The sequence below is a fragment of the Micromonospora sp. C41 genome (assembly GCF_018070485.1).
GTDB lineage: Bacteria > Actinomycetota > Actinomycetes > Mycobacteriales > Micromonosporaceae > Micromonospora > Micromonospora chalcea.
Map to the genome: position 1 here is coordinate 98,225 of NZ_JAGPXP010000011.1, position 25,918 is coordinate 124,142.

Sequence of the window (25,918 nt, forward strand, 5' to 3'; positions counted from 1 at the left end):
TCGGCCTGCCTAGCGTGACGGTATGCGTATCGGAATCCTCGGCACCGGCAACCTCGCCACGGCACTGGCCACCGGCTGGGCCCGGGCCGGACACGACATCATCATCGGGGGTCGCTCGACGGCCGCCGCCGAAGCGATCGCGAACCGGATCGGCGGCACCGCGCGGCCCGTGCCGACGGTCGCCGCCGGCACCGACGCGGTTCTGCTCGCGGTCCACTGGGACGGCATCACCGAGATGCTGACAGCGGCCGGCGGGCCCGCCGGCGCACTGGCCGGCCTCGCCCTGATCGACCCGACGAACGCCGTCGAGCACGGTGTCGGCACCCTCCGGACGGAACCCGCCCGGTCGGCCGCCGGCCACATCGCCGCCCTCGCACCCGGCGCGCACGTGGTCAAGGCTTTCCATCTCTTCCCGGCCGAGCGGTGGGTGACGCCCGATGCCGGACCGGTCACGGTCGCCATGTGCGGTGACGACGAGCGCGCACTCGATGTCGTCGGGTCGCTCGTGCGAGACGTCGGTGGAGTTCCCGCGGTCCTCGGAACGCTCGACCGGGTACGACAGTTGGAGGAGGTCGCCGGCTTTGTCATCGGGCTGGCGTTCGCCGGGGTCGACCCGCAGTCGGCGATTCCGTCGGTTCCCCGCTGACATGTGTCCGACAGGCCGCTCGTGGAGGCGGACGGTCCCCGCCGGGAGCGCCGTCTGCTCTCCCACCCGTCGATCTCCCACTTGCCCAATCCGAATGTGTCCGGCGGGTCGACCTAGACCCGCTCCGGGCCGGGACCGATCCGCCGGGCACTCACCGCTGCGCGTCACAGTCAGTCCAGATCGAGCAGGACCTTGCCCGGCACCCGTCGTTCCCGCAGCGCCTCGATCGCGCCCCCGAGGTGACGCCACGATCCGCGCCAGCCGATCGGCGCCCGCAGCGCCCCCTGAGCCACGAGGTCCACCAGCAGCGCCAGATCGGCGGCCGGGGCGGTGGTGTCGCCGAAGGACCGCAGCGTCCGGGACGCGCCCGGGGCGAAGGTCGAGTTCACCGGAAAGACGGCCGGCTCACCGGAGGCCCAGCCAATGCTGTGCAGCACCCCGCCCGGCGCGAGCAGACCCCACGCGACCACCAGCTGGGCGCCTCCCACGGTGTCCAGCACCACGTCGACCGGGTCGCCGACACCCTTCAGGCCGACCACCACCTCGTCGGCCCCCAGCGCCGCCAGCCCGTCGCCCCGGGACGCCGACCCGACCGCGGCGATCACGTACGCGCCCCCGTGCCGAGCCAACTGGACGGCAACTCGGCCCACTCCCCCGGACGCCCCGGTGATCAGTACGCGACGCCCGGGCAGCGGACCGGACTCACGCAGCGTCCGCAGCGCGGTGAGGCCGACCATCGGCAGCGCGGCAACCTCGGACAGGTCGACATCGGGGGGCACCACCGCGACGCTGTCCAGGTCGAACACCGCGAGTTGGGCCCACGCGCCCGGTCCGAAGGCGAGCACCCGGTCGCCCACCCGGGGACCGGTGCCGCTTTCGGCGGCGCGCAGCACCTCTCCGGCGGCGTCGTGCCCGAGCACCTGTCCGGCCGGCCAGAGGTCGAGGTGACGGATCTCGCCGTTGTTGACGGCGGCATGCCGCACCTCGACCAGCACCTGCCCCGGCCCGCATTCGGGCTCGGGGACATCGGTCACCCGGAACCCGTCGACGGTGCCCGGAGCGGCGACGATCGCACGCATACGACCTCCTTCGGTCCTCGCCAGGTTCCCGACAGGTGGCCCACAGTGGCGACCCTGTCGACGACGACCGGCGCAAGACGCCGGCCCGATGGTCAGGCGGCGGCGCGACGGGCCGTGCCGTCCGGAGCGTCCGCGAGACCGGCGTAGCGACCCCGGTGGTAGAGCAGCGGAGAGCCGACATCGGCGTGCCGGAGCAACTCCGGCTCGGCCAGCACGACCGCGTGATCGCCGACGACCACCCGGTCGACGACCCGGCACGCCAGCCAGGCCAGGGCGCCGTCGAGGATCGGCAGTCCGTTCGGCCCGGGCCGCCAGCGGGTCGGAGCGGCGAAGCGGTCGACGCCGCTCGTGGCGAAGGTATGGGCCAACTTGTGCTGGCCGTGTGCGAGCAGGTGCACCGCCACGTGCCGGGCCTGCGCCAGCGTCGGCCACGTGGACGAGCCGAGGTTCAGGCAGAACGAGACGATCGGCGGCGTCAGCGACACCGACGTGAACGATGTCGCGGTGAAGCCCACCGGCGGCGCACCGGGGGCGGTGACCACAGTGACGGTGCTGGCCTGGTGGCGCAGCAACCTGCGTAGCGCGTCGGCGTCGGCGTCCATCGGGTCGTCGGCGGACGAGGTCATGGGCGTTCCTCCCGAGTGGTGTGGGCGCGGAGCGCTAGGAACGGGCGGCGGGGTCGGCCGCCAGCCGCTCGTACGGGATCTTCTCCCCGGCCTCGACGGCGACCGGCAGCCGGTTCTCCGTCGGTGGCAGCGGGCACGTCGCGAAGTCGGTGTACGCGCACGGCAGGTTGACGGCCCGGTTGAAGTCCAGCGTCACCCGGCCCTGCTCGTCCGGCGCGCCGACGGCCAGCGACACCGACAGGCTGCCGGACGTCACACCGTTGAACGCGGTCAGGCTCAGCGGCAGCCCGTCGACGCAGAACTCGATCCGGCCGGGCGCGTCGTAGATGTGCTGGAGCCCCTCCACGGCAGCGCCGACCGTGGTGGGCCGGGGACGCTCGAACGGCACGAACCGCCCTTGGAGCACCCACCGCTCGGCGGGCGGGAAGGTGGCGGTGCCCCGGTAGCGCGTCCGCAGCGGGTGGTCGGGGCGTCGGGGTCGGAGGATGTCGCGCCCACCCCGCCGGGCCACCTCGAGGACACCACCGTCGATCTCCACGGTGATCCCGGCGCGCTCGGCGATCACCCCGAACTGATGCCTCTTCCGGATGCGCCGGCCGTCGACGACGATCTCCTCGTCGTCGGCGAGGGTCACCACCGGCCCGTCCGTCCCGGTGCGCCACTCCCCGGGCACACCGGGGAACCGCTGCGGCTCCGCGGTGAGCCAGTGCAGTCCGGCCACGGCGAGGAAGCCGTGGCGGTCCGCCCGCGCCTCCTCGTGCCGGCGGTGCCACTCCTGCCAGTCGTCGGCGAACGCGCGGGTGGGTCGTGCGGCGTCGGGGGGTGCGGACGGTGCGGGTTCACTGTTCATGACGGATCCCTCTCGTTGACGTGCGGCCGCTCGGAAACGGGCGCGGAGGTGCCGGACGCGAGCCGGCGGGACGAGGACCGAGAGGCAGCGAGCGCCCGCTCAGGCCGAAAGGGTCGCCACGCGACAGAGCTGCGCGGCGACCCGCATCAGGTCGACGACCCGGCGGGAGGTGAACAGCCGAACAAGCAGCATGGATCAAGTTTCCTACTGAGCAAGTAGGATTTCAAGCCCCGGAGCTACTCAGCATCGCGTGGCCATCGCAACGTCTACCGGAATGGGCCGAACCAGGCAGCTGTCGCGCGGCCTGCCTCATCGAAAATGGATGTGCGGGAGCCGGGCAGCCATCGGTAAAGTGGCGTCCATGTCGAGCCCCGAGTCGGACACTTCGGGGGCTTTCGGCCACGCCGTCAGCCCCTGAACCACTGAGGTTCCAGCCTCCCGCCCACTACCGCATACGTGTGGGCGGTTGTTCGACCCCCGGGTTGGCCGTGGTGACGAGACGCCTTCTGTCCGTTTCATGCCTCGGAGCAACTCGATGCCTTTCGCTCTCCATCTTCTTGCCCTCGCCGTCTTCGCCATGGGCACCTCTGAATTCATGCTCGCGGGCCTTGTGCCCGACATCGCCACGAGCCTCGATGTCTCCGTCGGGTCCGCCGGACTGCTCACCTCCGCCTTCGCGGTCGGGATGATCGTCGGCTCACCCCTCATGGCTGCCTTCGCACGTCGGTGGCCGGCACGGACCACGCTCCTTGGATTCGTGGCGATCTTCACTCTCTGCCACGTCGTCGCCGCGACAACCCCGTCCTTCTCCGTGCTGTTCGCAACCCGTGTCCTGGCTGCGGTTGCCAACGCCGGCTTCCTGGCCGCCGCCCTCACCACCGCGACCGGTCTCGTGGCCCCGAACCAGAAGGGGCGTGCCTTGGCGGCCCTCCTTTCCGGTACGACGATCGCTGTCGTCGCAGGCGTGCCGGCGGGCGCGCTGCTCGGCACCGCGATGGGGTGGCGAGCGACCTTCTGGGCAGTCGCGCTGCTGTGTGTCCCCGCCGCTGTCGGCATCCTCGCGGGGATCCGGCCCCGCTCGGAGCCGACAGCGGAAGGGCCCGCCGCCGGCGCGTCTCTGGCCTTCGAACTCGCGCAACTCCGAAAGCCCCGACTGCTCGTGGCAATGCTGCTCGGAGCGTTTGTCAACGGCGGGACCTTCGCGGCGTTCACCTTTCTTGCACCCGTCGTCACCGAGACCGCAGGACTGGACGAGGTGTGGGTACCGCTGGCCCTGGTCGTGTTCGGCATCGGATCGTTCATCGGCGTCACTGCCGCCGGGCGGCTCTCCGACCGGCGCCCTCGTCCGATTCTCGGAGTGGCCGCTCCCCTCCTGTTCCTGGGGTGGCTGGCACTCGCACTCGTCGCCACACACCCCGTACTGCTGCTGATCCTCGTCTTCGTCCAGGGCATCCTGGCTTTCGCGGTGGGTAGCACGCTCATCGCGCGGGTGCTCTACGCAGCATCCGAAGCGCCCAGCATGGGAGGTTCCTACGCAACCGCCGCGCTCAACATAGGAGCCGCCGCCGGCCCGGCACTTGCGGCCCTGACGCTGTCGGATTCCAGCGACCTCGGCCCCGTGTGGGTGGCTTCTCTCCTGACTGGGCTTGCCCTGCTCATGCTGCTTCCATCGGTGGGGCTGATCGCGCCACGGAACCGGAGTGGGGAGGTCGTCCGGTGACTCACGCGAATGCTCCGCGCAACGTCGACGGCCGTCGGCGGCTCGTCGACGATGTCGAACTCGACCGATCGCTCACGTCGCGCCGACAAACTCGCCGACTTGGGCCGGACGGCGTGTCCATGGGCGTGACAATGACCAAGCCTTGGCGTCAGCCCTGACGGAGGGGGCGCAGGTGGCGGTCGGCCCACTCAGCGAACGGGGTCAGGGGGATGCCGAGGGCGCGCGCGAACTCCGGCCGGGCCGGCTGCCCGGCGACGTTCAAGAACTCGTGGGAGGTGGTGGCCCACGGCGGCATGCCGGCGGCAAGCGCTTCCGCCTCGGTCATGTCGGGAGCGGTGCCGTCGATGCCGAGCGACTCACCGATGATCTTCGCGATTTCCGTCATCGGCAGGTGGTCGCCGGCCAGTTCGAGTTCGACGCGGTGGAAGCGGTCGGGGTCGGCGACGGCAGCTGCGGCCGCGCGACCGATGTCGTCGACGGCGACCAGCGACAGGTGGGTCTGCGGCCGGAGGACCGTCGCGAGCCCGCCCGCGATGCCCCGCGGCAGCAGGTAGGCCAGGTCGGGCAGGAAGTTCTCCATGAAGAAGCCCGGCTTGATCAGCGTCCACCGATCGAAGCCGGCGGCCCGGACGCGTTCCTGCATGCCGGCCTTGGGCAGGAAGACGCGCTCCATCGCGGCCCAGCGTCCGTCGGTCCAGCCGGGGGCGTCCTCGTGCCGCCCGGCGCCGGACACCGAGGTGTGCACGAACTGCGGGACCTCCGCGGCCAGCGCGGCCTCGATCAGGTTGACGCCCTGGGCGAGTTCGCTCTCGAAGTCCCAGGTGTCGCCGCGCAGCTCCGGCATCTGCACGGAGAAGACGGCGCGGGCGCCCCGGGCGGCCGGGACCAGCGATGCGGGGTCGCGGAGATCGCCGGTGACCAGCTCGGCGCCGAGGGCGGCGACTGCGGCGGCCTTGGCGGCAGCAGGGTTACGGACCAGGGCGCACACCGGGACGCCGGCGGCGAGCAGGGCGCGGGCGGTTGCCCCGCCCTGCTGGCCGGTAGCGCCGGTGACCAGTACTGGTGCTCGATCAGACATGGACACTCCTCGACCCAAGAAACGGCGGGGCCCGCCGTTTATGCTTGCTAAGATACGGCGGGCCCCGCCGCTTAGCAACGCCGAGGTGAGACATGCGAGCAGACGCACGCCGCAACTACGAACTTCTGCTCGCGGTGGCAGCGGAGGCGGTTGCCGAGCACGGGGCCGACGCGTCGCTGGAACAGATCGCCCGGACCGCCGGGGTGGGCTCCGGCACGGTCCGCCGCCACTTCCCGACCCGCCACGCCCTGCTCGAAGCCGTCTTCCGGGAGCGCATCGACGCCCTCTGCGCCCGCGCGGGCGAACTAGTGGGCAAACCGGACCCCAGGGCCGCGCTCGTCGAATTCCTGATCGAGATGACGCGGGCCGCCGCCACGATCCGGGGCCTGGCCGAGGCGCTGAACCGCGGCCGCGTCGAAAGCGCCTACTGCGCGTCCGACCAACTGTCCGAGGCGGGTGAGCCACTGGTACGCCGAGCCGCCGAGGCCGGAGTGCTGGCGCCCGACGTCACCTTCGGCGACCTGTCGACGCTGGTCACCGGGATCGCCCTGGCGACCGAGAACGACCGCGACCCCGGTACCACAGCGACCCGCCTGCTCTCGCTGGCCATGACGGGGTTCACGGTGACACCGCAGGAACCCGCACAGCACAGCCCACTTCCGAAACCAGGTGCCTGACCACGCCCCCGGGCCACGGCCTGATCGCAAGCCGTAGCTCGGGCCGGCTACGCCGGACCAGATAGCGGTCCGAGCCACGGCTCGCGGGCCTACCCTGCGCCGTCGTGGTCGGCGAACCCCACCGCGCCTTCTACGGCAACCAGTTCAGTCTCACTGTGCCGACCCAGCCGACAAGGCCGAGGTCTACCGACAACTCGGTTTCCAGCCTGAAACGCAAACGGTGCGCGGTGCGCTCCCCGGCGTGCACAGCGTCGAAACCGAGATCGTCGCGCAGAGGATCAAGCGGGCGGGACCACTCGTCGCCTCCGGAGCCTGAGCGCGGCTTGCTTTCAAGCGCGCTCGAAGCTCTAGTGTCGGGGCCGTGACCACGACAGCCGAGACGAGAACATGGATCATCACGGGCGCGAGTTCCGGCCTCGGTCTGGGGCTCGCCGAGGCGGCACTCCAGGCTGGCGAGCATGTGATCGGGACCGCGCGACGGGCCGACCGCTTCGACGGGCTCAAGGCGCGGTACGGGGATGGGCTCCTCGCCGTCGCGCACGATGTGCGCGACACGGCCGGAGCGGCCGGTGTCGTGCAGCGGGCGCTGGAGGTGTTCGGGCGCGTCGACGTGCTCGTCAACAATGCAGGCGCCGGACAGGTCGGCGCCGCCGAAGAGATCACGGACGCTGCTCTGCGGGCCATGCTCGAGCAGCACCTGTTCGGCCCGGCCGCCTACGTGCGTGCCGTGCTGCCCCACATGAGGGAACGTCGCTCTGGTGCGGTCGTGCAGATGAGCAGCCAGGGCGGGCGGATGTCGTTTCCCGCCGTCGGCAGCTACTCAGCCGGCAAGTTCGCGCTCGAGGGCTGGTCGGAGGCGCTGGCGGGCGAGGTCGCACCGTTCGGCATCCGTGTCCTCATCGTCGAGCCCAGTCGATTCCGCACCGCGTTCAACGCCGCGGACGTGCTCAACACAGCGCGGCAGAGCTCGATCTACGAGGGGGTCACCGGTGCCGTGCGCGCGAACATGGAGGGAGCCGACGGCATCCAGGAGGGCGACCCGGCACGAGCCGCCCGGGTGATCCGGAACATGCTCGACACACCCGACGCGCCGCTCCGGCTCCCGCTCGGCGCCGAGGCGGTTCGCAACCTCACCCGCGCCTACCGTGCAGCGCTCGACGACGTCGAGAAGTGGGCGTCGGTGAGCGAGTCGGCGGACTTCCCAGGTATGCCGCCCGCGGTTCGCCCGTTCTGATCGCCGTACGCTGATGGCCGAGGCGGCATCCAGTTCGGCGTCGAGCGCTGACTCCGGAACGGCACATCCCGACTGCGGGAGTGCCCGCGACCTATTCGCCCAGCTCTCAACGCCCGGCTCCGCCGACGTTGGGCCGCTTCCAGCATCCGGTCGAACCGGATGCCGAGTCGGTAGGTCACGATGGCGACGACGACACCAATACCGCGCCAAAACGGCCCACTACCAGCGAAGACTCCGACCCCACCAGGTGCGGCTGGAGTACCAAGCGCGGTTCAGCACCAGAACGCCTGACCCCGCAGTCGAGTTGCGATGATGTGCGTCAACCGCGCGGCGCTCGGTCCGCAGGATCGTCGCGACGCTGAGCTGCACGGCTCGGCTGGGCGGGGATGGTGCCGTCAGTACGAGTCGTGGCCGCCGCAGTCGCAGCCGCAGGCTTGGATTTGCGGCGGTGGAGCGTGAGAGTCATGACCAGTACGACCAGCGCTCCGACGATCAGCCCGAGGATCGCGCTGGCCACCGTGTTGACGAGCCAGCCGACGAGCCCGCCGAGCGCACCCGTGGAGTCGTGGGCGGCGACCTCCACGTGGTGCACGGCCTCGTACAGGAAGTGCAGGTTCAGCTCGTTCGTGCCTAGCAGCAGGATGTGCCCGCCCACCCACAGCATCGCCGCGGTGCCGACCACCGTCAGCACGGTGAGGACTACCGGCATCGCCCTCACCAGACCGCGGCCGAACGTGGCGACGGCGCCGGAACGTTGCGACAGGCGCAGCCCGGCGTCGTCCATCTTTACGATCAGGGCCACCACGCCGTACACCATGACGGTTATGACGACGGCGACGACCGCCAGGATCGCCAGGCGGGACCAGAACGCCTCATTGATCACCTCGTTGAGGCTGATGACCATGATCTCCGCCGAGAGGATCAGGTCGGTTCGTACCGCCCCGGACACCAGTGTCGTCTCGTCCTGCACCTCTTCCTCGCCCGCGCCGTGGGCATCGTGATGGGAGATCTTGGCCCACACCTTCTCCGCGCCTTCGTAACAGAGGTAGGCGCCGCCGAGCATGAGGATCGGAGTGAGCAGCCAGGGCACGAACTGACTGAGCAGCAGCATGGCCGGCAGGATGATGAAGAACTTGTTGCGCAGCGACCCCAGGGCAATGCGCTTGATAATCGGCAACTCGCGCTCGGCCGCCAGGCTCCGCACGTACTGCGGCGTGACGGCAGCATCGTCGACGACGACGCCCGCAGCCTTGGCGCCGGCCTTCGCGGCGCCCGCCCCGATGTCATCGATCGACGCGGCAGCGGCTCGGGCCAGCACCGCCACGTCATCCAGCAGGGCTACGAGTCCACCGGCCAAGGGAGGGTCCTTCCAGGGTTGCGCAGAGTTCGAACTGGCCCATTCTCGCTCAGGTCCTGTGCGCGGCAAGCCACCGCCCGGCCGTATATCGGGCGAGAGCTCGAGGTAAGCGTCTATCGCGCTCAGCCGACGACCCGCCACCACCGCGCCCGGGTCATCAACCTGGCGCCAGCTCAGGCCGAGCCCGTCCGCCGCGGTCGCCGTTAGCCAGGGTCGGCGTAGATGCGTTTCGGTCGCTGTCCGGGTCGGCCGCGGATGCCTTTGATCGGCGGGATCTCGTCGACCAGGGGCAGTAGACGGGCCGCCCTCGGCAGACAGCGACTGGAGCGACAATCCAGTTGCTGAGCAGCCTCGCGGCCTGGCGACACGAGGGGCGACGACAGGGCGTCACCAGATCCACGGCGCCACGGTCCCCCATCAACAGCGCACCCGTCAAAGTCCGGGGCGTCCACCCGGCCGCCGCAGTCGCGACGGTCGAGAACGGCCCACCCCCGTTCATCGTGACACGCTGCTCGCCGGCATGGGGGTTCGTGTCGGTGCGGCGACGGCATCTGGGCATACATGGTCGTCATCAGAGACGATCTGCAACTGGCGCCCAGGTAGCGAACGGCAGCCGGGCTGACGGATGCCGTTGGATTCGGTTCGTGTGTCAGGGGCTACGGCGCAGTGAGCGGAGCGCGGGAACCGCGTTGGTGGCGGCGAGCGCCCAGAGTACGAGCAGCGGCTGGAAGAGCAGGCGGACCGCCCGTGCCGCGTCGGTGTCCAGGCCGAATCCGTCACGCCCTTCGGTGAACTGAGCGATGTTGCCCGGGAAGACCGCGACGAAGAAGGCGGCTACGACCGCTCCGGTGAGGCCGCGTACGGGCTGTCTCCAAGCCGCGAGCAGGGCCAGCCCGAGACAGATCTCGACCACTCCGGAGGCGACGACGACGAGATCGGCGTCGAGCGGGAGCCAGGAGGGCACCTGCGCCAAGAACTCCTGGCGCGCGACTGTCAGGTGGGCGATGCCGGCACCGAGCAGCATCGCGCCCAACGCGACCTGGCCGACCGCGCCCGTCAACCGTCGGGCAAACGTGGAGGTCATGGCACCTCTCCAGTGGCGTGAACGAGGGACCGACGGCCGGCCCGCTGCGGGGGGGTGTCCCTATGGGTTTCGTCAAGCGGGGACCTCGACCTGGCGAGCCGTCGGGCTGGGGACATCCGACCATTGGCCGGCTTGATCGAGAAGCGGTCCGAGCTATGGCCAGCTGAGAGTTCGAGCTGCGGGGCGACGATCTCGGCCAGCAGGTCGGCGCGTGTCGCGGAGGGGTCGCGGCGCCCGGCGTTGGCCTTGCCGCCGGGCGGGCGGGCGACGCTGGCCGACCGGGCCAACCAGTACTGGTTCGTCGAGGAGCGGATGCGGACGGAACGCCGAACCCGAGTGACGTTGGCGACCAGGCCATCCTCCCACCCGAAGGCGGGTGCTCACCGGGGGACCCGATCGCGAAGCCGCGCGACCAAATAGTCGACCATCTGGGCCGCATCACCCTCGAATTCGACGCCGTCGTCGTCACCGAAGATGACAAACCGTCCGGGACGGCGGACGAACACCGCGACGAGAATGCCGTCGCTGTATTCGTCGACAGACAACGCGAAACGGTGGCCCAGGCGAGGAAAGAATCGATTGAGGACGCTGTCACGCGAGGCCAGGAGAACAAGGCCCCGGAAGATGTGATCCTCTTCTTCAACCGAGGCAAGTAGCGCAGCCCATTGGTACTCGGCAGCAGTCCCTCTCTCATAGGCGAGTTGAAGCCCGGAGAACTTGATGAACGGATGGTCGGCGGCGAGATCCTCTAGACCTGAACCTTCTACCCAGCGCCGTGCCGCGTCGGCGACGTGGGAGATGTCGGAGGTTTGCCCGTGCGCCTGCTGCCGCTCCTTCCAGTTGAATGACAGCAAGTATGAGCCATCGTTATCGATCACGTTTACGAATCGTTCCCCAACCGAAAGGACGGCTACTGCAGTGCCGGCCGAAGCAATGCCCACCGTAAATTTCAGCGCAAGAGAGTGATCCAACTCGCCGTTAAGCGCACCAACCAGATTCTTCTCAGACATTGGCGCATCCGTTCCCATTCCAGTACGCCTCGCATGGCCGAAGTGACATTCGAACCGTTCAGGTACCAAGTTATCCGGCCAGCAAGATTCGGATTTCGGAAGGATTTGAGCATAATCTGTCTCATTTCCCAGTCCGTACCCGCGTTGCCCCTCCAGCCTCCCGGCCCGCTCCCACGCCTTGCCGCCGCCTCGAAGATCTCTCTGGGACCCCAACCCGCCTTCGCGTCGAGCCCACCTAGGTCGACGGCGATGTTCATCCCATCATTACCGAGTGCATTCTGAACTTCGTTCACCCATTGCGGATTACCGTTCTCCCCGATGTTGGCGTATGCCTTGCCATTGCAATGGACTCCATTCAACTTCTCGGCGAGCGGGACTCCCAGCTCCGCTCTACCGAGAACAACCGTGTCTCCCACCTGCGGGTGGTATCCGGTGACAATGCCGGTATCTGCGCATGCGCATGCGCATGTCGCATCATGCCGAGGGCGAGAGCCACCGCAATTGTGCACCAGGACTGGATCATTGAGCTCTTTTCATCGTGATCAAGGGCGGTTGAGCAGGTAGGCGGGGGTGGCGTGTCGATTGTCCGGATAGGACGAAGCTCCCGGTAGGACAGCAGTCGACCAAGACGCACTGCCCAGCACGGGAGCTTCGTTGCTGACCTATCCTGCCAGCATCCCGCTGTCCACGCGCAGCCTGACCCGCCTGACCGAGCTGATCCGCGACCGCCGACGTGCGCTCGGCGGCCGCTGGCGCAGGCTGCCTGCGCAGCAGCAAGCGCTGATGGCCCTGGCCCACCTGCGCAACGGCGACACCCTCACCCGCCTCGCGGCCGGCTTCGAGGTGTCGGTGGCCACCGTGTGGCGGTACCTACGCGAGGCCGTCGACCTGCTCGCCGCCTGCGCCGACGACCTCACCGCCGCCATGCGTCGGGCTGCCCGGTTGGCGTACGCGATCCTCGACGGCACGCTGATTCCCATCGACCGGGTCGCTGACCAGCGGCCCTACTACTCCGGTAAGCACAAGCGCCACGGGGTGAACGTGCAGGTCCTGGCCGACCCGGCCGGGCGGTTGGTCTGGGCGTCGGCCGCGCTGCCCGGCGCGGTCCACGACCTCACCGCCGCCCGCACCCAGAGACTGATCGACGCGCTGACCAGCGCAAACGTGCTGACCTTCGCAGACAAGGGCTATCAGGGAGCCAGCGGAAGCGTGCGCACGCCGTTCAAGCGCCACCGATACCGACCGAATCTGTCCCGCCGCCAGCGGGCCGTCAACCGTGGTCATGCCCGGCTCCGCGCCCGCGGCGAACGAGCCATCGCCACGCTGAAGACCTGGAAGATCCTGACCAAGCTGCGTTGCTGTCCCCGCCGCGCTACGGCGATCGTGAAGGCCATCCTCGTCCTGCACAGCGCCGAGACCAGCCGCTACACAGGATGAAGACGGCTCACTACATCGCCAAGCCGGTACAAGCCCCAGACGTGTCCGGCATCCTCGAACGGCTCAGCAGCCACCCGAGCACCCAAGGATCGTCACCAGGAGAGAACGATGCACACCGATGACGAACTTGGTTGCCGCACCGCGTAAACGGGGGGTTTTCGGGGGGCGGTTCAAATCTCCATCGAAGAAAATCAAAGCCCTGACCAGTGTTCCCGCTGGTCAGGGCTTCTTCTTTGTCGGGACGGCCGGATTCGAACCGACGACCCCTTGACCCCCAGCTTTACAACGATTCTGTCACGCCATGCCAGAACAGCTCGATACATCCGCATACCCGGACACAACGGCATCACGCATCACGTCCCAATGCCATCTCATGTCGGCCACTCCTCCCCTGGCGGACCATCACCGTTACCGGATCCGTTACGGCGAACGGTCAAGGACCCGCCCTGCCGCTCTATCCAGACTGAACTGCTGACGAAAACACAGCTCGCAAGGCATCCTAGGATAGGGCGGCGAAGGCCGTTGAATACGTGATCACCACACCGGCCGCCAACCGACGAGCCCGTGAGGCATCGACGGACTGCGAGCATTCCAGCATGGACCGTGATTGCTACGGTTGAGCGCGTGATCGAGGTCGGTGTGACTGCGGTGGCGACGCTTTGCGCGGTCGTTCTCGGTGGCTGGCTGACGCTCCGCGGGCAGGACCGCCTGTGGCGCCGGGACACCGAGCGACAGTGGCGGGACATCCGGCTCAAGGCATACACGGACTTCCTGACCGCGATGCGGGAGCTCGTGGCCTACCTGCTCACGCCAACGGCCGTGGTCACCGCGGTGCCGCGCCAGAGCGGGGAGGGCGACGACATGCCGTTCTTCGATGAGCGCGGCACGCGGCACAAGGAGCGTCTCGAGGCCACCAAGTCCGCGATTCGCCTGGTCGCCGGTACCGCCACAGTGGTCGAGGCCACCGACGCGCTGGTCCGCCGAGCACGCCTCGTCGCCGTCGCCCGTGCCGAGCATGGACCCGATGCGATACCGCCGGAGCGGTTCACCGAACTGTGGGCCGCCGAGCGCGCGTTTCTGCGCGACGCCCGCGCTGAGGTAGGCCTCGTCAGACCGTCGGATCAGTAGCCGTCCAAGGACCGGACCACGTGCGGTCCGAGGACCGGTCGCCGCACGTGGGCAAGACTCAAGAGCATCATTTTGTACGGGTGAAGGGCACGTTCCATCCGCAGGCGCTCACGGAGTTTGTGCCGGAACGCGCCCAACTCCGACCGGATGCCGAGATCGTCCCACAGAGGCTCGGGCCGGGCCGTGAGTAACAGCGACTGGACGAACCCGAGGCAGTAAGCGTCCGTCTCGTCGATGACGTAGATCGATGTCGTACGCAGGTGGCCGTCCTCGGCGGGCTCGACGATCGCGTCGCGCGCGTGCTGCCGGCCGGCGAACGTCCGGTGCACGTCCCGGCGCCCGGTGGTGATCTCACGGTAGTCGCGCATGGTCCGCGCCGTGCCCGCATCGTCGGCGGTGAGCCGGGTAACTGGGTCGACGAGGACGTATCGCAACAGCGGCCGTGTCAGGACGTGCAGGCTGATCCGGTACCGCGGGAGCGGCCCGTCGATCGGCAGCAGCGGATCGGGCGAGCCGTCCGCGCGAACGGTCAGCTTATGGCTGAACGAGGTGTTCCCGTCGTCGTAGCGTCCGGCGAAGATCCGGGCCCGCTCAGCGAAGCGAGCTACGTCCGCGTCGGCCACGCCGGGAAGGAGGGCGAGCCGGTCTGCGATCGTCGCCAGGGTGCTCGTCCCGTCCACCACCACGACGAGGTCGAGGTCGGATGCCGTGCAGACGTTGTAGAACGCGCCATAGTCGACCGACCCGCAGACGACCGCGCTGCTGCCGGCCCCGCGAAGGAGATCGCTGAGCAGTTCGGCGTCGCGCAGCCGGCGGCAGGTCTCCACCACTGCCTGCAAGGGTGGTGGGCGCCGCCGTCCGAGCTCACCCGCACGGGTGAATCGCTCGTCGTGGTACAGCCGAAGAAAAAGCGCATCGTCCAGCAACTCGGCGCCCTCGGCGCCCGCCATGACGGCGAGCGTGTGCGAGGCGAGCAGCCCGATCTTCCCCGCGTACGAAGGCATCAGACCGGCGAGCGCCTCGGCGAGCGCACCGAGCAGCTCGTCCGGCGGCAGCTCCGGCAACATCGCGATGACCTGCCGGTACAGCTCGCGCGGCAGCTTCCAGTCGGCCGCGCCGTTGGCCTCGCGCACGGCGTCGGCGATGCGTCGCGCCGCAGGCGGCGGTGCTGGCCAGGGTTCCCGGTTGTTCGGCATGGCGGGCACGGAATCACCTGGAAGGGGTGGCCGGAACGCCGTTCGCGGCGCGGAAGCATCGGGAAGCATCCACAACCGCATATCGCTTCCGGATGCTTCCCGATGGTATGAACGTGTGGTGGGACGGTCGAACTATGTGCCGGTGCCCGACGACCTCCGCGAGGCGGCGAGGCTCTTCCTCTCGACGCTGAACCAGTATTGGCTCGGTTACAACGGCAAGGAGCTGTCCAATCGGGCTTTCGCCCACAAAGGCAAACTGAGCCCGGCCAACGTACAGCGGATCTACGCGTACGAGATCGGACTGCCACCCAGGAATCTCCGGCTCCTGCTGGAGGGCGGCCTGGAGCACGAACGAGCCTCGGTCTGCAAGGCATACTTGACGGCGTACGGCCGCTTGTACCCCGACGACGACGGACTCAAGTGGGTCCAAGAAGTCGCCGAACAGACTGGCGTTCCGGAGCGGTCCGGAGCCGTCGAAAACCTGGAACGGGCCACCCACGCGGCGATGCGCGAGGCGAACCGCCTCGTTGACACCCGGTCGGTGGAGCTGTTTCTGGAAGACCTGTACGTGCAGCGCTGCTTCACCGGTAGCCGCGAGGTGCGCACCGAGGCAGAGCTCGAAGCCCGGTGCCGAACTGAGTCGGTCACGGTGATCGTCGGCGAGCCCGGCACTGGCAAGACCAGCGCCCTGTGGCGGCTCACTGAGGGGCTGCGGCGAACCGGCCGAACCACGTGGCTCGTCGCTGCAGGCGCGATCGAGACCGCGTTGCCGATCGCCGACATCGCGTGGGCCCTCCGCGCGGCGTCCCGGGACGCCGGACCACCGGTGCTGCTGGTCGACACCGTGGACCTGCTGCTGCGCTCCGACGAGTTTCCATCCGCTCTGGACGAGATGATCCGGGCCTGCTCCAGCGCCGGTGCCGCACTCGTCATGACCTGCCGCCCGCGAGAGTACGAGGTGCTACGCCGCTACGCCAAGCACTACGACATCGAGACACTGCAACTCGGCCCGTACAGCGACGCGGAACTGCCTACGGCCGTGAAGAAGCACGCGAAGCACTTCATCGAGGGCCGGTTCGACCCGACAACGATCGCCACGGCCGTCCTGACGGCGGTGGCCCGCGGCCTGCCCATCGCGCAGATCTGCCAGGTGCCGCTGACCCTGCGGATGCTGTTCGAGTTGCACCAACTCGAGCACACCGGTGACGAGCCGCTGGAGACAGAGATCGACGTCACCGATCTCTTCGACAAGTACTGGCAGCTGCGGGTGCGCACCGACGCGCGGACCAATCGGGCGGGCGCCGACCGACACGACGACCTCTCGGCCGCGGCCGAGAGGCTCGCCGTCGTGATGCTGGCCGCCGGGACACCGCGCATCGACGATGCCAGCACGCGGGCGCTGGGGCGGGTCGAAGGACTCCTCGACGATCTCGAGACTCTGGTGCGCCGAAGCGTGGTGCACATGGTCGGCGATGGCCTGCGTGAGTTCTTCCACCAGACCTTCTTCGAGTACGCGGTCGCCCGGGCCATCGTCGCGCTCGGCGCCTCCGCGCTCGACGCCCTTGTCGCGCGAACCGTTGCCCGGCCCGACGACGCGTTCCTCGGCGCGGTGACGCAGCAGGCGCTCGTATACGCCTGCCGTACGGTCCAGGACGCCGCTGTCGCCGACCGCGCGTTCGCCACCCTGCTCCGCTGTGCCGACAACGGCGTCCAGCAGGTCGCGATCGCCGCGTACGCGCAGGCCCGTCATCGCGGCCCGCAGACCGAGACCGCCGGTCGCCGGCTGCTGGCGACAGCTGGCAAGGGACTTGGCCGCCGGTACCTGATCTTCGTCTCGCGGGTCCGCCATGACGACCTCGGTTCGGTGATCGAGGACCTCGCGCTGGTCTGGCAGTACGACGACGACCACGTGCGCGCCGAGTTGTTCGGCGCGCTGAGGTCCCTCGCCGTCGTCCGGCGCGACCCGATCCTCGACGTGGTGACCGCCGAGGACTCCGAGCACCTCGCCTGGTACCTGGGACTCGATCCGCAGGCCGCACAACAGCGGCGAAGGCCGGTCGTCGAACTCCTCGGCGAGCTCGCCGCAGCGGACCCGGCCTGGTGCGCCGACCGTCTTGAGGACGTGGCTCGGATGGCCACCCGCGACGACGGTGCCCAGGACGGCCCGGCCGCCGTGCTCACCGTCGCCGCCGAGTGTCGGCTCCCGGCGGACCGGTTGCGCCGCCTGCTGGCCGTGATTCCGCCTGAAGTGAAGACCGACCCGAGCGGTGCCAACGAGCTTGGCCTGGTCGTCTCCGGCATCATCCGGCAGATCTGGGCATCAGAGGGCGCCGACCCAGTCGCCATCGCCGAGGACCTCGTGGCCGGCGTGTCGTCGCACGCCTCGCTCGGGCCAGACCACGGGTGGTCGCCACCGTCGTGGCTCTCCGGGCCTGCACGCCTTCGAGCGCTGGCCGACCTGGCATGTGAACAAGAGTCGGCTCTCGCCGAGAGGCTGATCGCGATTCTGATGTCGTCAACGGACCCGATGGCCCGTACGCACATCGGAAACTATTTCCTGAAGCATCTGCTCGACGGTGAGCACCGATGTCGGTTGCCGGGGGGACCGGAGCCTGCCGAAAGTCCGGCGATCAAGGCGACGCGGAAGCGGTGTGCCGAGGTGCTGCGGTCAGCTGCACCGGCGACCCGCGGAGACCGATCGGACAAAGCGCTGTGGCGACAGGCGTTGTACGCGGGCTCGTTGCCACCCGCGGAGGTGGCGGCCATCGTGGCGGAGGCGGTCCGGGGCGACGTGGATCCCGGCTGGCTGGACGCCAACCGGCTGGCTGCGCTTGTCGTACCGGCGGCGCTCGGTGGGATACCTGGTGCCCGCAACGCGCTGGACAGGTGGTCGCACCGCAGCACTCCAAGGCCCGGCGACGGTCAGCTACGCAAGATCGTCATGCCCCGCCTGGAGCACCTGGCCGCCGAGTTCCCACAGGCGCTCGACCATCTCATCGGCGACGCGCTCGCCACGACCGACGGACGCTACGTCGACGGGGCGATCACCAAGCTGGCGCACAAGCGCTTGGCGCTCCCGGCGGACTTCGCAAAGCGCGTCACACCGCTCGTACACGCGCTGCTCGCGAGCAAGGTCCCGGCCACTGCGCGACACGGCTTCTCCATCGCGGCCCGGGTCGAGCACGGCCGGATCGTCGAGTCGAAGGCGATCGTGGCCGCGCTGGAGCTCCGGGGCAGAGACGCGTTGACGGCGGTACTAAACGTGGTCAAGGCGAGCCTCGAGCACGACGCCGAGCGTTGGAGCACACCCGACGAGTTCGCTCGGCTCGACAAGGCCCTCGAAGCCCTGGAAAAGACAGGTGCGGCCCCTGATCCCACCCTCGGTAGGCGAGCATACGAGTATCGCCGCATCTTGTACTGCCACAGCGGCCCGATCGGCACCATCACCGAGCGCCGCGCCACCCTCGAACGGGTCCGCGAACTCGTCCTAAAACCCGGCGATCCGGTACTGCTCGAACCCCTCGGGCGCCTCTTGTCCCGGCTGGCGAAGACCGACGCCGACGCCGCGGCCGCGCTGCTCGTCGACACCGCGACGACCATCGAGAGCATCACGGTGGCCGACTCGACGAACTCGTGGAAGTCACGCAGAGCCTTCCGGTTGCGACACGCCATCCGCAACGTGATGGTGGAGCTGCCGTACGGTACCTGGAAACGCACCATGGGAGCCCTCGCGCGGCAGGACGTCCAGGTGTTCACCAGTGCGATCGACGTCAGCATCCGCGAAGGTTCCGAGGAGGCCGCCGCGTACATTCGGAAGCTGATCAAGGATCTTCGCCTGCAAGACGACCGGGTGGAGGCGATGCTCCGAAACGCCACGACGCGCAGGCAACGCATCACCGGCGGCATCAGTACCTGGCCGGAGCTGCTCAACCTTTGGCGAGCCGAGAGCATCCACAGTCGTTACGGATCTGAGATCCACCCCCAGTAGCCAGTCGTCCATTCGTTGGCCTGCGGTGTCAGAGCCATCTCCGTCATCTCCAGGGGCAGCTTGGGCTTGTGTCTTGGCGAGCTGCTCGGTTACGGGCTGGCCGAGTCCCTGGGGGTGGCGATCGGGGTGGTGGCCGCCGCGGTGGGTGATGCGCCTGGCTACTCACCGCTGCCGGCTAATCAGAGCCTCGTCCGAGCGCGGAGCCGACGGCGGGGACGAGCAGCAGCGCACCGTCGGACAGCAGCCAGCGCACCTACGCTGATTGCACCTGCCCATCCGGCTCTGGCGTCCAGCCGACCAGCGCGGCAAGATGCGCGGGTGGCCGTGAACTTCGTGCTGACCGAGGCGCTTGACGTGCCGCCCGGTGACCCGCTTGGGCGCACCTGGGTGGGGTGGAAGGCGACCGCGACCGACGATGAGTTGTGGGAAATCAACCGCGGCGTCTGGACTCTCGGGAGCCGGGTCGAAGGCGAGCGAATTGCGACCCTGTCGTTCGGCGGCCGTGTGCAGGTCGTTGCGGAGATTGACGGCCGCACGCGCCACGATGTTGACGGCGCGACGAAGTGGGCGCTGTTGGGCCGAGTGCTGCGCCCCGGCGACCCAGTCCATGATGCGCTGAAAGGCAGGCCGACGCCGCGGCACCGCAACCCGGTTGGCTACTTCGACACTGCGGCGCTGGATTCACTCCCAGCGGCCGAACGGGCCGGCCTAGACCGGCGTGAGCGGGTCACAATGGTTGTGACGTGGAACCCCGAGCGGTGGAACCCGGACGGCTGGGCCGAGACCGTCTACCCGCGTGACGTCGAGGCGGTCGAGTCGGGGCGGATCCTGCGTGGGCAGTGGGCCACCGGGAACCGCAAGACCGGCATCGAACCTGGCGACCGCGTCTTCTTCTTGCGGCAGGGGCCCGAACCGCGCGGCATCATCGGCAGCGGCACCGCCACCAGTCGAATCTTCCCGGCCGAGCAGTGGGACGACAAGTGCGCCGACGAGGACGCCAACTACGTACTGATCGACTGGGACACGCTCCTGTTGCCGGAGGACGGGCTGCCGCACGCGTTCTTGGTCGGCCAGATCCCGGAGGGTGGCGGGTGGCGGCCGCAGAGCAGCGGGTGGGTACTACCGCCGCGCGCCGCCGCGAAGCTCGAAAAGCTCTGGGCAGATCACCTCGGTCATCCGGTTCCCTGCCGGCACGCGGTTCGCCTCGGCAGGGTTGGCAGATGGATCCCGCGCGGCGCCGGAAGGTCGAAGACGCCGCGCAGGACCGGCTGATGGCGTACTTCCGCGACCGTGGCTGGATCGTGCGGGACGTCCGGTTCGGCAATCCCTATGACGCCATCGCCACCAAAAACGGCCGGACGCTGTGGCTGGAGGCCAAGGGCACCGAGACCAAGGGTGCAGCGGTGATCGTCTCACGCCGCGAGGTGCAGTGGGCCCGGGAGCACGTCGGCGACTGCGTGCTCGGCATCCTGTCCGATGTCGTCTTCGCGCCGGACGGTGAAGTCGACCCGGCGAGCGGAAAATTCCGGGTCTTCACATGGAACCCGGACGGCGGCGCGCTTTCGGCCCGTGACTTCGACTTCACCCCGGCCGAGAACGACCGCCAGGACTGATGCGGGGGTTGCTAGCGGCGCGCTTGCGGTGATGGTGGTGCTGGCGTTGTGCTGCCCAGCATAGGTTCCGCTACGTGTCCGTCTCCTCGTCGTCGGTCCTGTAGTCAGGGGTGTGCTAGGTCAACGCGGATGGCAGATTCCCCGACACCGCGGAGAACGGGATTCAGCGTCGAGTATCGGTCGGTCGAGAGGTTACAGCGGCTGATTGCGGCGGCACTGGTACCGGCGCACCATATGGGCCATCGCCGCCGCCCGCACCGGCCGCCAGTCCACCGGCCGCACCCCGGGCACCACAGGCGAGCGGAAACTGCACCCGTACGCGGGCGACCCTCGACTGCAAGTCGCCGCCGAATCGGTCGCCGAGGCCCAGGAGGACGGGCGGAACCGGCTTGGTCTCGACGTCGACGCCGCCTCGATGTTGCGCAGCGGCTGCCTACCGCCGCTGAACCCAGCCATTACTCGCCACACACACTCGGCCGGGAAGTAGCGTGCGAGCCCCGGGCCGGGCTATCTGCCCGGCGTCACGAGCCAACTGGGAACACCGGCCGGAAGCGACACCGGACGCAAACTCCCGAATTGCCGCCTGATGCGCGTGCAGCACCGCCTACCTGACCGCTGCGGTAGCGGCTACGTGCTGTCCGTGGTCGACCGGGTGTAGCTGATAACGTACGGGACGACTACCACGCTCCCTTCGTCGCACACCACTGTCACGTGAGCAGGGAAGCTAACATGACGATTGAATTCGCCTTCGGCGTGCCGACCCGGTTGGCGTTCGGGCCGGGAAGCGTCGACGGGCTCGCGGCGGCGGTCGCCGAGGCCGGCTCGCGCGCACTGGTGATCACGGGCCATGCAAGCAGCCGAGGAAGCGGGCTGCTCGACCGCTGCACGCATGCGCTCCGCGAGACCGGCGTGCAGAGCACCGTGTACGACGGCATCGACAGCAACCCGACGTACGAGTCCATTCTGGCCGCCGCCGAAAGCGGACGCGCCGCTGGCGCGGAGGCGATCGTCGCCATCGGGGGCGGCAGCGCCATGGATGCCGGGCGACTGACCGCCCTCGCCATGGCCGATCCGCAGCGATTCTGGGAGTGCCGCGTCAGCGGTTCGCTCAGCGTTCCCGGCATCCCAGCGGGCCTGACTCCCACGTTCACCGTTCCGACCCTGCACGGCACGGGCGCCGAGATCTCTCCGGCCGCTCTGGTGCGCCGGGGAACGGCCAAGGAGGTGTTCTTCAGCCCACACCTCTTTCCCCGGGCGGCCTTCGTGGAGCCCTCGCTGGCGCTGACGGCCTCCGCCAAGCTCACCGCCGAGGCCGGCGTAGATGCCTTGATTCAGGGACTGGAGGCGTACGTGTCGCGGAGAGCCCAGCCGTTCTCCGATATGTTCGCCCTGGAGGCGATCCGCCTGGCCGCGCGGTGGCTTCCCGCTGCGGTGCGGGATCCGGCTGATCCGGAGGCCCGCGAGTTCGTGGCGCTGGCCGCACTTCTCAGTCTCTACGCGGTCAACCAGGCCGGCGTCGGCGGGATCCACGCGTTGAGCAATCCGCTCAGCGGGCGGTACAACCTTCACCACGGCCGTGCTCTGAGCCTGGTTGCCGTGGCGGTCGTGGAATACAACCTGGCCAGCTCGCCCGATCGGTTCGCGACTGTCGCACGACTGCTCGACGAGGCGGATGCCGGCGAACCCGCTCGGTCGCTTGGAGATTGGCTGGTCGGCCTCGGCCTAGGCGGGCGGCTGTCCGACCATGGGGCGCGACCCGACGACTTGGATGCCATGGCGGTGGAAGCGCAGAACCCAGACATGGCGACGAATCCTCAGGCCCTACCGCCCGAGGCCGTCCGCAGGATCTACCGGTCACTGATGTAGGCATGACCGGTCGGTGGATCGTTCCGGCGGAGGAGTTGCCAGACGCGCCCGTCGCATTGGTCGGCGGCAAGGCGGCTGGCCTGGGGATCCTGTTCGCCGCGTCGATACCAGTGCCCAGCGGCTTCTGCATAACGACGGCGGCACTGACGGCCGCCGGCGCCGTGGAGGATGAGATCCTTGCCGCCCTGGCACGGCAGAGGAAGGCGGGCGTCGCGCGCTTTGCCGTCCGGTCCTCCCATCCGGGTGAGGACACCGCGGATGCCGGTGCCCCCGGCATCTATCACAGCGAAGTCGGGGCCTCGACCGACAGCGAGGTGCTGGCTGCCGTCCGCCGCGTCTGGTACTCGGCGGCCGACCCGACGGCCGCCGAGTACCGCCGCCGACGGGGCATCCACGGCGACGGAAGGCCCATCGCGGTGCTGGTGCAGCACGCGCCGGAGGCGGTGGCCGGCGGCGTCATTTACACAATGCTGCCGCATGACAATGATCCGAGCGCGGTCCTCATCGAGTACTCGGCAGGCCCGCCGAGCAACGTCACCGACAACGTCGTTATGCCGCACAGGTGTGTGGTGAGCAAACGCCGGCCCGAGGCCGTCCGGCTCGACTCCGCCGTCCTCGCTCCTGACCAAGCACGAACCCTGGTGTCGTGGGCCCTCGCTGCCGAACGGAGCGTCGACGCGCCGCTGAATCTTGAGTGGCTGCTCGACCGGGATGGTCAGCTGTGGATGCTCCAGGCGCGCCGCTTGCTGTACCCGGCGACGGGACCGACGCCGCCATACACGGCACTCGCGGCGGGCACGAGCCTTCACAGCGAGAAACTCGTCCCGTTCCGGCTCGCGAACGCCGATGTACCCACGATCGAGGCCCACCTCATTCTGCCGAGCGCCTTCCAGGCCGCCGGCACTACCGCGGTCCGCGAGGCCTGCGCTGAGGTGTTCCGCCACTACGTCGCCACCGGCGCGGTCTCGATCCGGTCCGCTTACTGGTCAGCACGGGAGTCCGGCGACATGCTCTCGCAATCACCGCAGCTGCGATCCGTCGAGGACTGCCTGGCATACCTTGAGTCATACTGGCGGTCGGTTCTGGCCGGCGGCCGCGTCGACTACTCCACCGAGGTCGCTCTGCTGGTCTCCAACTGGATGCTACCGCGGGCTTCGGTGATCGCCACCGCTCCCGGGTGTGGCCAGCCGATTGTCCTCGCGGCGATCTACGGCCTCATGGATGGCCTGGAGACCTGCAGTCACGACGTCTTCGTGGTGGATGCGGACAGCTTCGAGGTACGTGACGCGCGCACCCCGGTCAAGCCATTCGCCGTGCTGGCCGGCCATTCCCGGCCGCAGGCGCTGCCCGCCGAGCTGCGAAACCGGCCGGTGCTTGCCTCGTACGAGATACACATGGCGGCCGGCGTTGCCGCAGCGGTCGCCGCTGCGGTCGGCCCGGCACGGGTGGAACTCCTTTTTGGTGCGCGGGAAGCGCCCACCGGCCGGCCGATTGTGACCTGGCAGATCACGTTGCTGGCGCCTGACGCCGACATGAACTATTACGCCGTGGTGGAGGGCGGAGATCAGCGCGCGGTCGCCGAAGGGCACTTCGCACCGCTCTACCGCCCTGACGACGTCGAAAGACTGCCCACAGCAGACAATCCGCAGATTGTTGCGATCAATTTCGAGCGTTTCAAGCTGCGCGATCCGCGGCTCGGGGCCGAGCTCGCCGCCAAACTGCGCGACACCGGGCTACCGGTGGCCTTGAAGGGCTCCGTGCTCTCCCATTTCGCCGCCCTACTGCGCGAGTACGGCGTCACCGTGTTCCCGGTCAACGAATTGCCCGCGCTGTCAGCCGGGACGCCGGTCTGCCTGACCCCGGTGTGATGTTGCGGTCAACGATTGCGAGTCAGGAAGTATGTCAGCAGGTTCACGAGGATGCCGGACGCGATGAGAGCGAGCGTCGGCATGACCGAAACCGACCATTCGTTGGCCCAGAGATAGATCACGAAGAGAGCCACGCTCATAATGGCCACAATTACCGCCGATCTGACGGCCTGGCCCTCTCGCAAGAAGCCTTCTGCGCACAATTCCTGCAGGACCCTCAGGGCAAGGACGCCTTGGTAAACCCAGTATACCGGCGCGTGCTCGCCTGCCGTAACCCGACGACTGCGAAAGGCCCCCTTAAGGGTGCCATCCTCCGCCTGGCGGTCCAGCAGCATCTCCCCCATACCGGCCACTCTCTGCTGCAACCCCTGCGTGAGGGCGGCGGACCGGAACCGGAAGTCGAGCAGGAGCGCCCCCATCGCCCTGACCAACAACGCCTCGATAGGGTATTCGTGGGAGATGATGCGCTTAACGTAACGGCTGCGGCCACGAGAGAGAAGCTGCTCGTATTCGTCGAAGCAATCAGCCACGACCAGCTTCCGGACTTTTCTCTTCGACGTCCTCCGCACCAGCCATCGGGCCGCCAGCCCCAGCTCGTCCCTGCTGCTGTCGGCCCCCCGCAGCAACGCGAGAACGGCCAAGGCAGTGTGCCCGAGCAATGGCGGGCCGCCATATGAGCGGCCGAAACCACCGGAGCCCGCCTGGGCCGACTTGAGCCAGGAGATCGCGTCGTCACGCATTGCCCGCAGCCGCAGGTGGTAGCTTACGCCGTGCTCCGGCCTGATCAGCGACATCCATTCGTCCAGCAGGACCACCATGCTCGCGGTTGGCCCCACCGCAGGGCCGTACTGGTCGGGACTCGCCATGTGGGTGGTATCGGTGTAATACCAACCCATGCCGACTCGGTTGCGCTCTATCCAGTCCACCGATTCCTGCAGCCAAGCGGCCCGCGCGGCGGCGCTGGAGAGTTCGGCGGCCGAGGCGGGGGTCGGCGGAACGCCGGGATCTCCGTCAGGTGCCAGGAAACCCGCACTGAGGAGCGCTTGAACCGCAAAGATGGTGTCGTTGACAATCCCCTCCATGTGGTCCTTCGCGGAGATCGACGGGGTGAGCCTGATCGACGGCCATGAACCATCCACCCGCCTCAGCGAGATCAGGGTTACCAACGCCTGCTCAATCATCTCGGCGCGTTCAGCGTTGCCTAGGGCGGGCCCCATCAGCGAGCTCAGCAGCCCCAAAGAGGTGGCGCACGTGTCGATCTCGAAGGGAGCGATCGGCACCGGCCGTTCGTCGTTGAACAGCGGCCACAGCGACCCGACCTCGCCGCCGACCTTGACGACTGTCCGGCGGGAGACGGCGAACTCACTGGCGAAGCGGACGCCGACCCGAACGCGCTCCATGGAAAGGCTGGTGTCTGCAGGAATCAAGGTATCTCCGAACGCAATTTCTCAACGGACCGGA

Annotated in this window: 20 protein-coding genes and 2 pseudogenes; 12 read left to right on the forward strand and 10 right to left on the reverse strand. The window is 68.7% G+C overall.

All coding sequences use genetic code 11. The annotated features are described in order from the left end of the window. Positions 1-22: 22 nt before the first annotated feature. Positions 23-646 carry an NADPH-dependent F420 reductase gene (locus KBX43_RS14590; RefSeq protein WP_210884818.1) on the forward strand — a complete coding sequence of 208 codons (624 nt, stop codon included), beginning with the start codon at positions 23-25 and terminating at the stop codon, positions 644-646. A gap of 170 nt (positions 647-816) precedes the next feature. Here the strand turns inward: KBX43_RS14590 and KBX43_RS14595 are convergent, their stop codons facing one another. From KBX43_RS14595 to KBX43_RS14605, 3 genes are all read right to left on the reverse strand, one after another. After that, on the reverse strand, positions 817-1,725 hold the full coding sequence (locus KBX43_RS14595) for a zinc-binding dehydrogenase (protein WP_210884820.1): 909 nt from the start codon (positions 1,723-1,725) through the stop codon (positions 817-819). 92 nt (positions 1,726-1,817) lie between these two features. After that, positions 1,818-2,351, reverse strand: coding sequence for a flavin reductase family protein (locus KBX43_RS14600; protein WP_210884822.1), 534 nt, complete (start codon positions 2,349-2,351; stop codon positions 1,818-1,820). Between the two features lie 34 nt (positions 2,352-2,385). After that, positions 2,386-3,201 (reverse strand): DUF1684 domain-containing protein, encoded by an 816-nt coding sequence (locus KBX43_RS14605; protein WP_210884824.1) that lies wholly within the window; start codon positions 3,199-3,201, stop codon positions 2,386-2,388. 535 nt (positions 3,202-3,736) lie between these two features. On the opposite strand from KBX43_RS14605, the gene KBX43_RS14610 reads away from it, so the two are divergent. Further along, positions 3,737-4,921 (forward strand): Cmx/CmrA family chloramphenicol efflux MFS transporter, encoded by a 1,185-nt coding sequence (locus KBX43_RS14610; protein ID WP_210884831.1) that lies wholly within the window; start codon positions 3,737-3,739, stop codon positions 4,919-4,921. A 148-nt stretch (positions 4,922-5,069) separates the two neighbouring features. On the opposite strand, the gene KBX43_RS14615 is transcribed toward KBX43_RS14610, so the two are convergent. Continuing rightward, the gene (locus tag KBX43_RS14615) at positions 5,070-5,999 is read right to left on the reverse strand and encodes an NmrA family NAD(P)-binding protein (protein ID WP_210884839.1); all 930 of its coding nucleotides are present in this window, start codon (positions 5,997-5,999) and stop codon (positions 5,070-5,072) included. Positions 6,000-6,091: 92 nt separating this feature from the next. On the opposite strand from KBX43_RS14615, the gene KBX43_RS14620 reads away from it, so the two are divergent. Both KBX43_RS14620 and KBX43_RS14625 read left to right on the forward strand, forming a co-directional pair. Then, positions 6,092-6,676: a TetR/AcrR family transcriptional regulator gene (locus KBX43_RS14620; RefSeq protein ID WP_210884841.1), complete on the forward strand. Its 585-nt coding sequence runs from the start codon at positions 6,092-6,094 to the stop codon at positions 6,674-6,676. A 361-nt stretch (positions 6,677-7,037) separates the two neighbouring features. After that, entirely contained in the window at positions 7,038-7,910 is an 873-nt protein-coding gene (locus KBX43_RS14625) for an SDR family NAD(P)-dependent oxidoreductase (protein WP_064446367.1), read from the forward strand. Between the two features lie 319 nt (positions 7,911-8,229). Here the strand turns inward: KBX43_RS14625 and KBX43_RS14630 are convergent, their stop codons facing one another. The 4 genes and pseudogenes from KBX43_RS14630 to KBX43_RS14645 form a co-directional block, all read right to left on the reverse strand. Next, positions 8,230-9,267, reverse strand: a complete 1,038-nt coding sequence (locus tag KBX43_RS14630) for a DUF808 domain-containing protein (protein WP_210884844.1) — start codon at positions 9,265-9,267, stop codon at positions 8,230-8,232. A 206-nt stretch (positions 9,268-9,473) separates the two neighbouring features. Continuing rightward, positions 9,474-9,566 (reverse strand): annotated as a pseudogene (locus tag KBX43_RS14635) (IS5/IS1182 family transposase); the annotation flags it as partial. Positions 9,567-9,916: 350 nt separating this feature from the next. Continuing rightward, positions 9,917-10,351: a hypothetical protein gene (locus KBX43_RS14640; RefSeq protein WP_043324855.1), complete on the reverse strand. Its 435-nt coding sequence runs from the start codon at positions 10,349-10,351 to the stop codon at positions 9,917-9,919. A gap of 380 nt (positions 10,352-10,731) precedes the next feature. Next, positions 10,732-11,361, reverse strand: a complete 630-nt coding sequence (locus KBX43_RS14645; protein WP_210884846.1) for a hypothetical protein — start codon at positions 11,359-11,361, stop codon at positions 10,732-10,734. A 654-nt stretch (positions 11,362-12,015) separates the two neighbouring features. Here KBX43_RS14645 and KBX43_RS14650 point away from each other — a divergent pair. Next, complete coding sequence (locus tag KBX43_RS14650) at positions 12,016-12,798, forward strand: IS5/IS1182 family transposase (RefSeq protein WP_043324857.1); 783 nt, start codon at positions 12,016-12,018, stop codon at positions 12,796-12,798. A 624-nt stretch (positions 12,799-13,422) separates the two neighbouring features. After that, a complete protein-coding gene (locus KBX43_RS14655; RefSeq protein WP_210884848.1) occupies positions 13,423-13,926 on the forward strand; it encodes a hypothetical protein in 504 nt (167 codons plus the stop codon). On the opposite strand, the gene KBX43_RS14660 is transcribed toward KBX43_RS14655, so the two are convergent. After that, positions 13,920-15,131 (reverse strand): hypothetical protein, encoded by a 1,212-nt coding sequence (locus KBX43_RS14660; RefSeq protein ID WP_210884855.1) that lies wholly within the window; start codon positions 15,129-15,131, stop codon positions 13,920-13,922. The two genes, KBX43_RS14655 and KBX43_RS14660, sit on opposite strands and share 7 nt — an antisense overlap. A 133-nt stretch (positions 15,132-15,264) precedes the next feature. Here KBX43_RS14660 and KBX43_RS14665 point away from each other — a divergent pair, with 133 nt between their 5' ends. The 6 genes and pseudogenes from KBX43_RS14665 (at position 15,265) to KBX43_RS14685 (ending at position 24,457) form a co-directional block, all read left to right on the forward strand. Further along, positions 15,265-19,110, forward strand: a complete 3,846-nt coding sequence (locus tag KBX43_RS14665) for an NACHT domain-containing NTPase (RefSeq protein WP_210884857.1) — start codon at positions 15,265-15,267, stop codon at positions 19,108-19,110. A gap of 318 nt (positions 19,111-19,428) precedes the next feature. Further along, positions 19,429-20,382 carry a hypothetical protein gene (locus KBX43_RS14670; RefSeq protein WP_210884859.1) on the forward strand — a complete coding sequence of 318 codons (954 nt, stop codon included), beginning with the start codon at positions 19,429-19,431 and terminating at the stop codon, positions 20,380-20,382. Continuing rightward, entirely contained in the window at positions 20,331-20,723 is a 393-nt protein-coding gene (locus tag KBX43_RS14675) for a protein NO VEIN domain-containing protein (protein WP_210884861.1), read from the forward strand. Before KBX43_RS14670 ends, KBX43_RS14675 begins: the two co-directional genes overlap by 52 nt. A 205-nt stretch (positions 20,724-20,928) precedes the next feature. Then, positions 20,929-21,210: pseudogene (locus KBX43_RS31550) on the forward strand (hypothetical protein); the annotation flags it as partial. A gap of 242 nt (positions 21,211-21,452) precedes the next feature. After that, complete coding sequence (locus tag KBX43_RS14680; RefSeq protein ID WP_210884863.1) at positions 21,453-22,589, forward strand: iron-containing alcohol dehydrogenase family protein; 1,137 nt, start codon at positions 21,453-21,455, stop codon at positions 22,587-22,589. A gap of 2 nt (positions 22,590-22,591) precedes the next feature. Then, positions 22,592-24,457 carry a PEP/pyruvate-binding domain-containing protein gene (locus KBX43_RS14685; RefSeq protein ID WP_210884865.1) on the forward strand — a complete coding sequence of 622 codons (1,866 nt, stop codon included), beginning with the start codon at positions 22,592-22,594 and terminating at the stop codon, positions 24,455-24,457. 8 nt (positions 24,458-24,465) lie between these two features. Here KBX43_RS14685 and KBX43_RS14690 read toward each other — a convergent pair whose 3' ends face one another. After that, complete coding sequence (locus KBX43_RS14690; protein WP_210884867.1) at positions 24,466-25,884, reverse strand: hypothetical protein; 1,419 nt, start codon at positions 25,882-25,884, stop codon at positions 24,466-24,468. Between the last annotated feature and the right edge of the window lie 34 nt (positions 25,885-25,918).

Bases quoted from the DNA above. Each gene is read 5' to 3' on its own strand.
- KBX43_RS14685 (WP_210884865.1), top strand. From the start codon at position 22,592: ATGACCGGTCGGTGGATCGTTCCGGCGGAGGAGTTGCCAGACGCGCCC.
- KBX43_RS14590 (WP_210884818.1), top strand. From the start codon at position 23: ATGCGTATCGGAATCCTCGGCACCGGCAACCTCGCCACGGCACTGGCC.
- KBX43_RS14595 (WP_210884820.1), bottom strand. From the start codon at position 1,725: ATGCGTGCGATCGTCGCCGCTCCGGGCACCGTCGACGGGTTCCGGGTG.
- KBX43_RS14610 (WP_210884831.1), top strand. From the start codon at position 3,737: ATGCCTTTCGCTCTCCATCTTCTTGCCCTCGCCGTCTTCGCCATGGGC.
- KBX43_RS14680 (WP_210884863.1), top strand. From the start codon at position 21,453: ATGACGATTGAATTCGCCTTCGGCGTGCCGACCCGGTTGGCGTTCGGG.
- KBX43_RS14620 (WP_210884841.1), top strand. From the start codon at position 6,092: ATGCGAGCAGACGCACGCCGCAACTACGAACTTCTGCTCGCGGTGGCA.
- KBX43_RS14605 (WP_210884824.1), bottom strand. From the start codon at position 3,201: ATGAACAGTGAACCCGCACCGTCCGCACCCCCCGACGCCGCACGACCC.
- KBX43_RS14600 (WP_210884822.1), bottom strand. From the start codon at position 2,351: ATGACCTCGTCCGCCGACGACCCGATGGACGCCGACGCCGACGCGCTA.
- KBX43_RS14640 (WP_043324855.1), bottom strand. From the start codon at position 10,351: ATGACCTCCACGTTTGCCCGACGGTTGACGGGCGCGGTCGGCCAGGTC.
- KBX43_RS14645 (WP_210884846.1), bottom strand. From the start codon at position 11,361: ATGTCTGAGAAGAATCTGGTTGGTGCGCTTAACGGCGAGTTGGATCAC.
- KBX43_RS14615 (WP_210884839.1), bottom strand. From the start codon at position 5,999: ATGTCTGATCGAGCACCAGTACTGGTCACCGGCGCTACCGGCCAGCAG.
- KBX43_RS14675 (WP_210884861.1), top strand. From the start codon at position 20,331: ATGGATCCCGCGCGGCGCCGGAAGGTCGAAGACGCCGCGCAGGACCGG.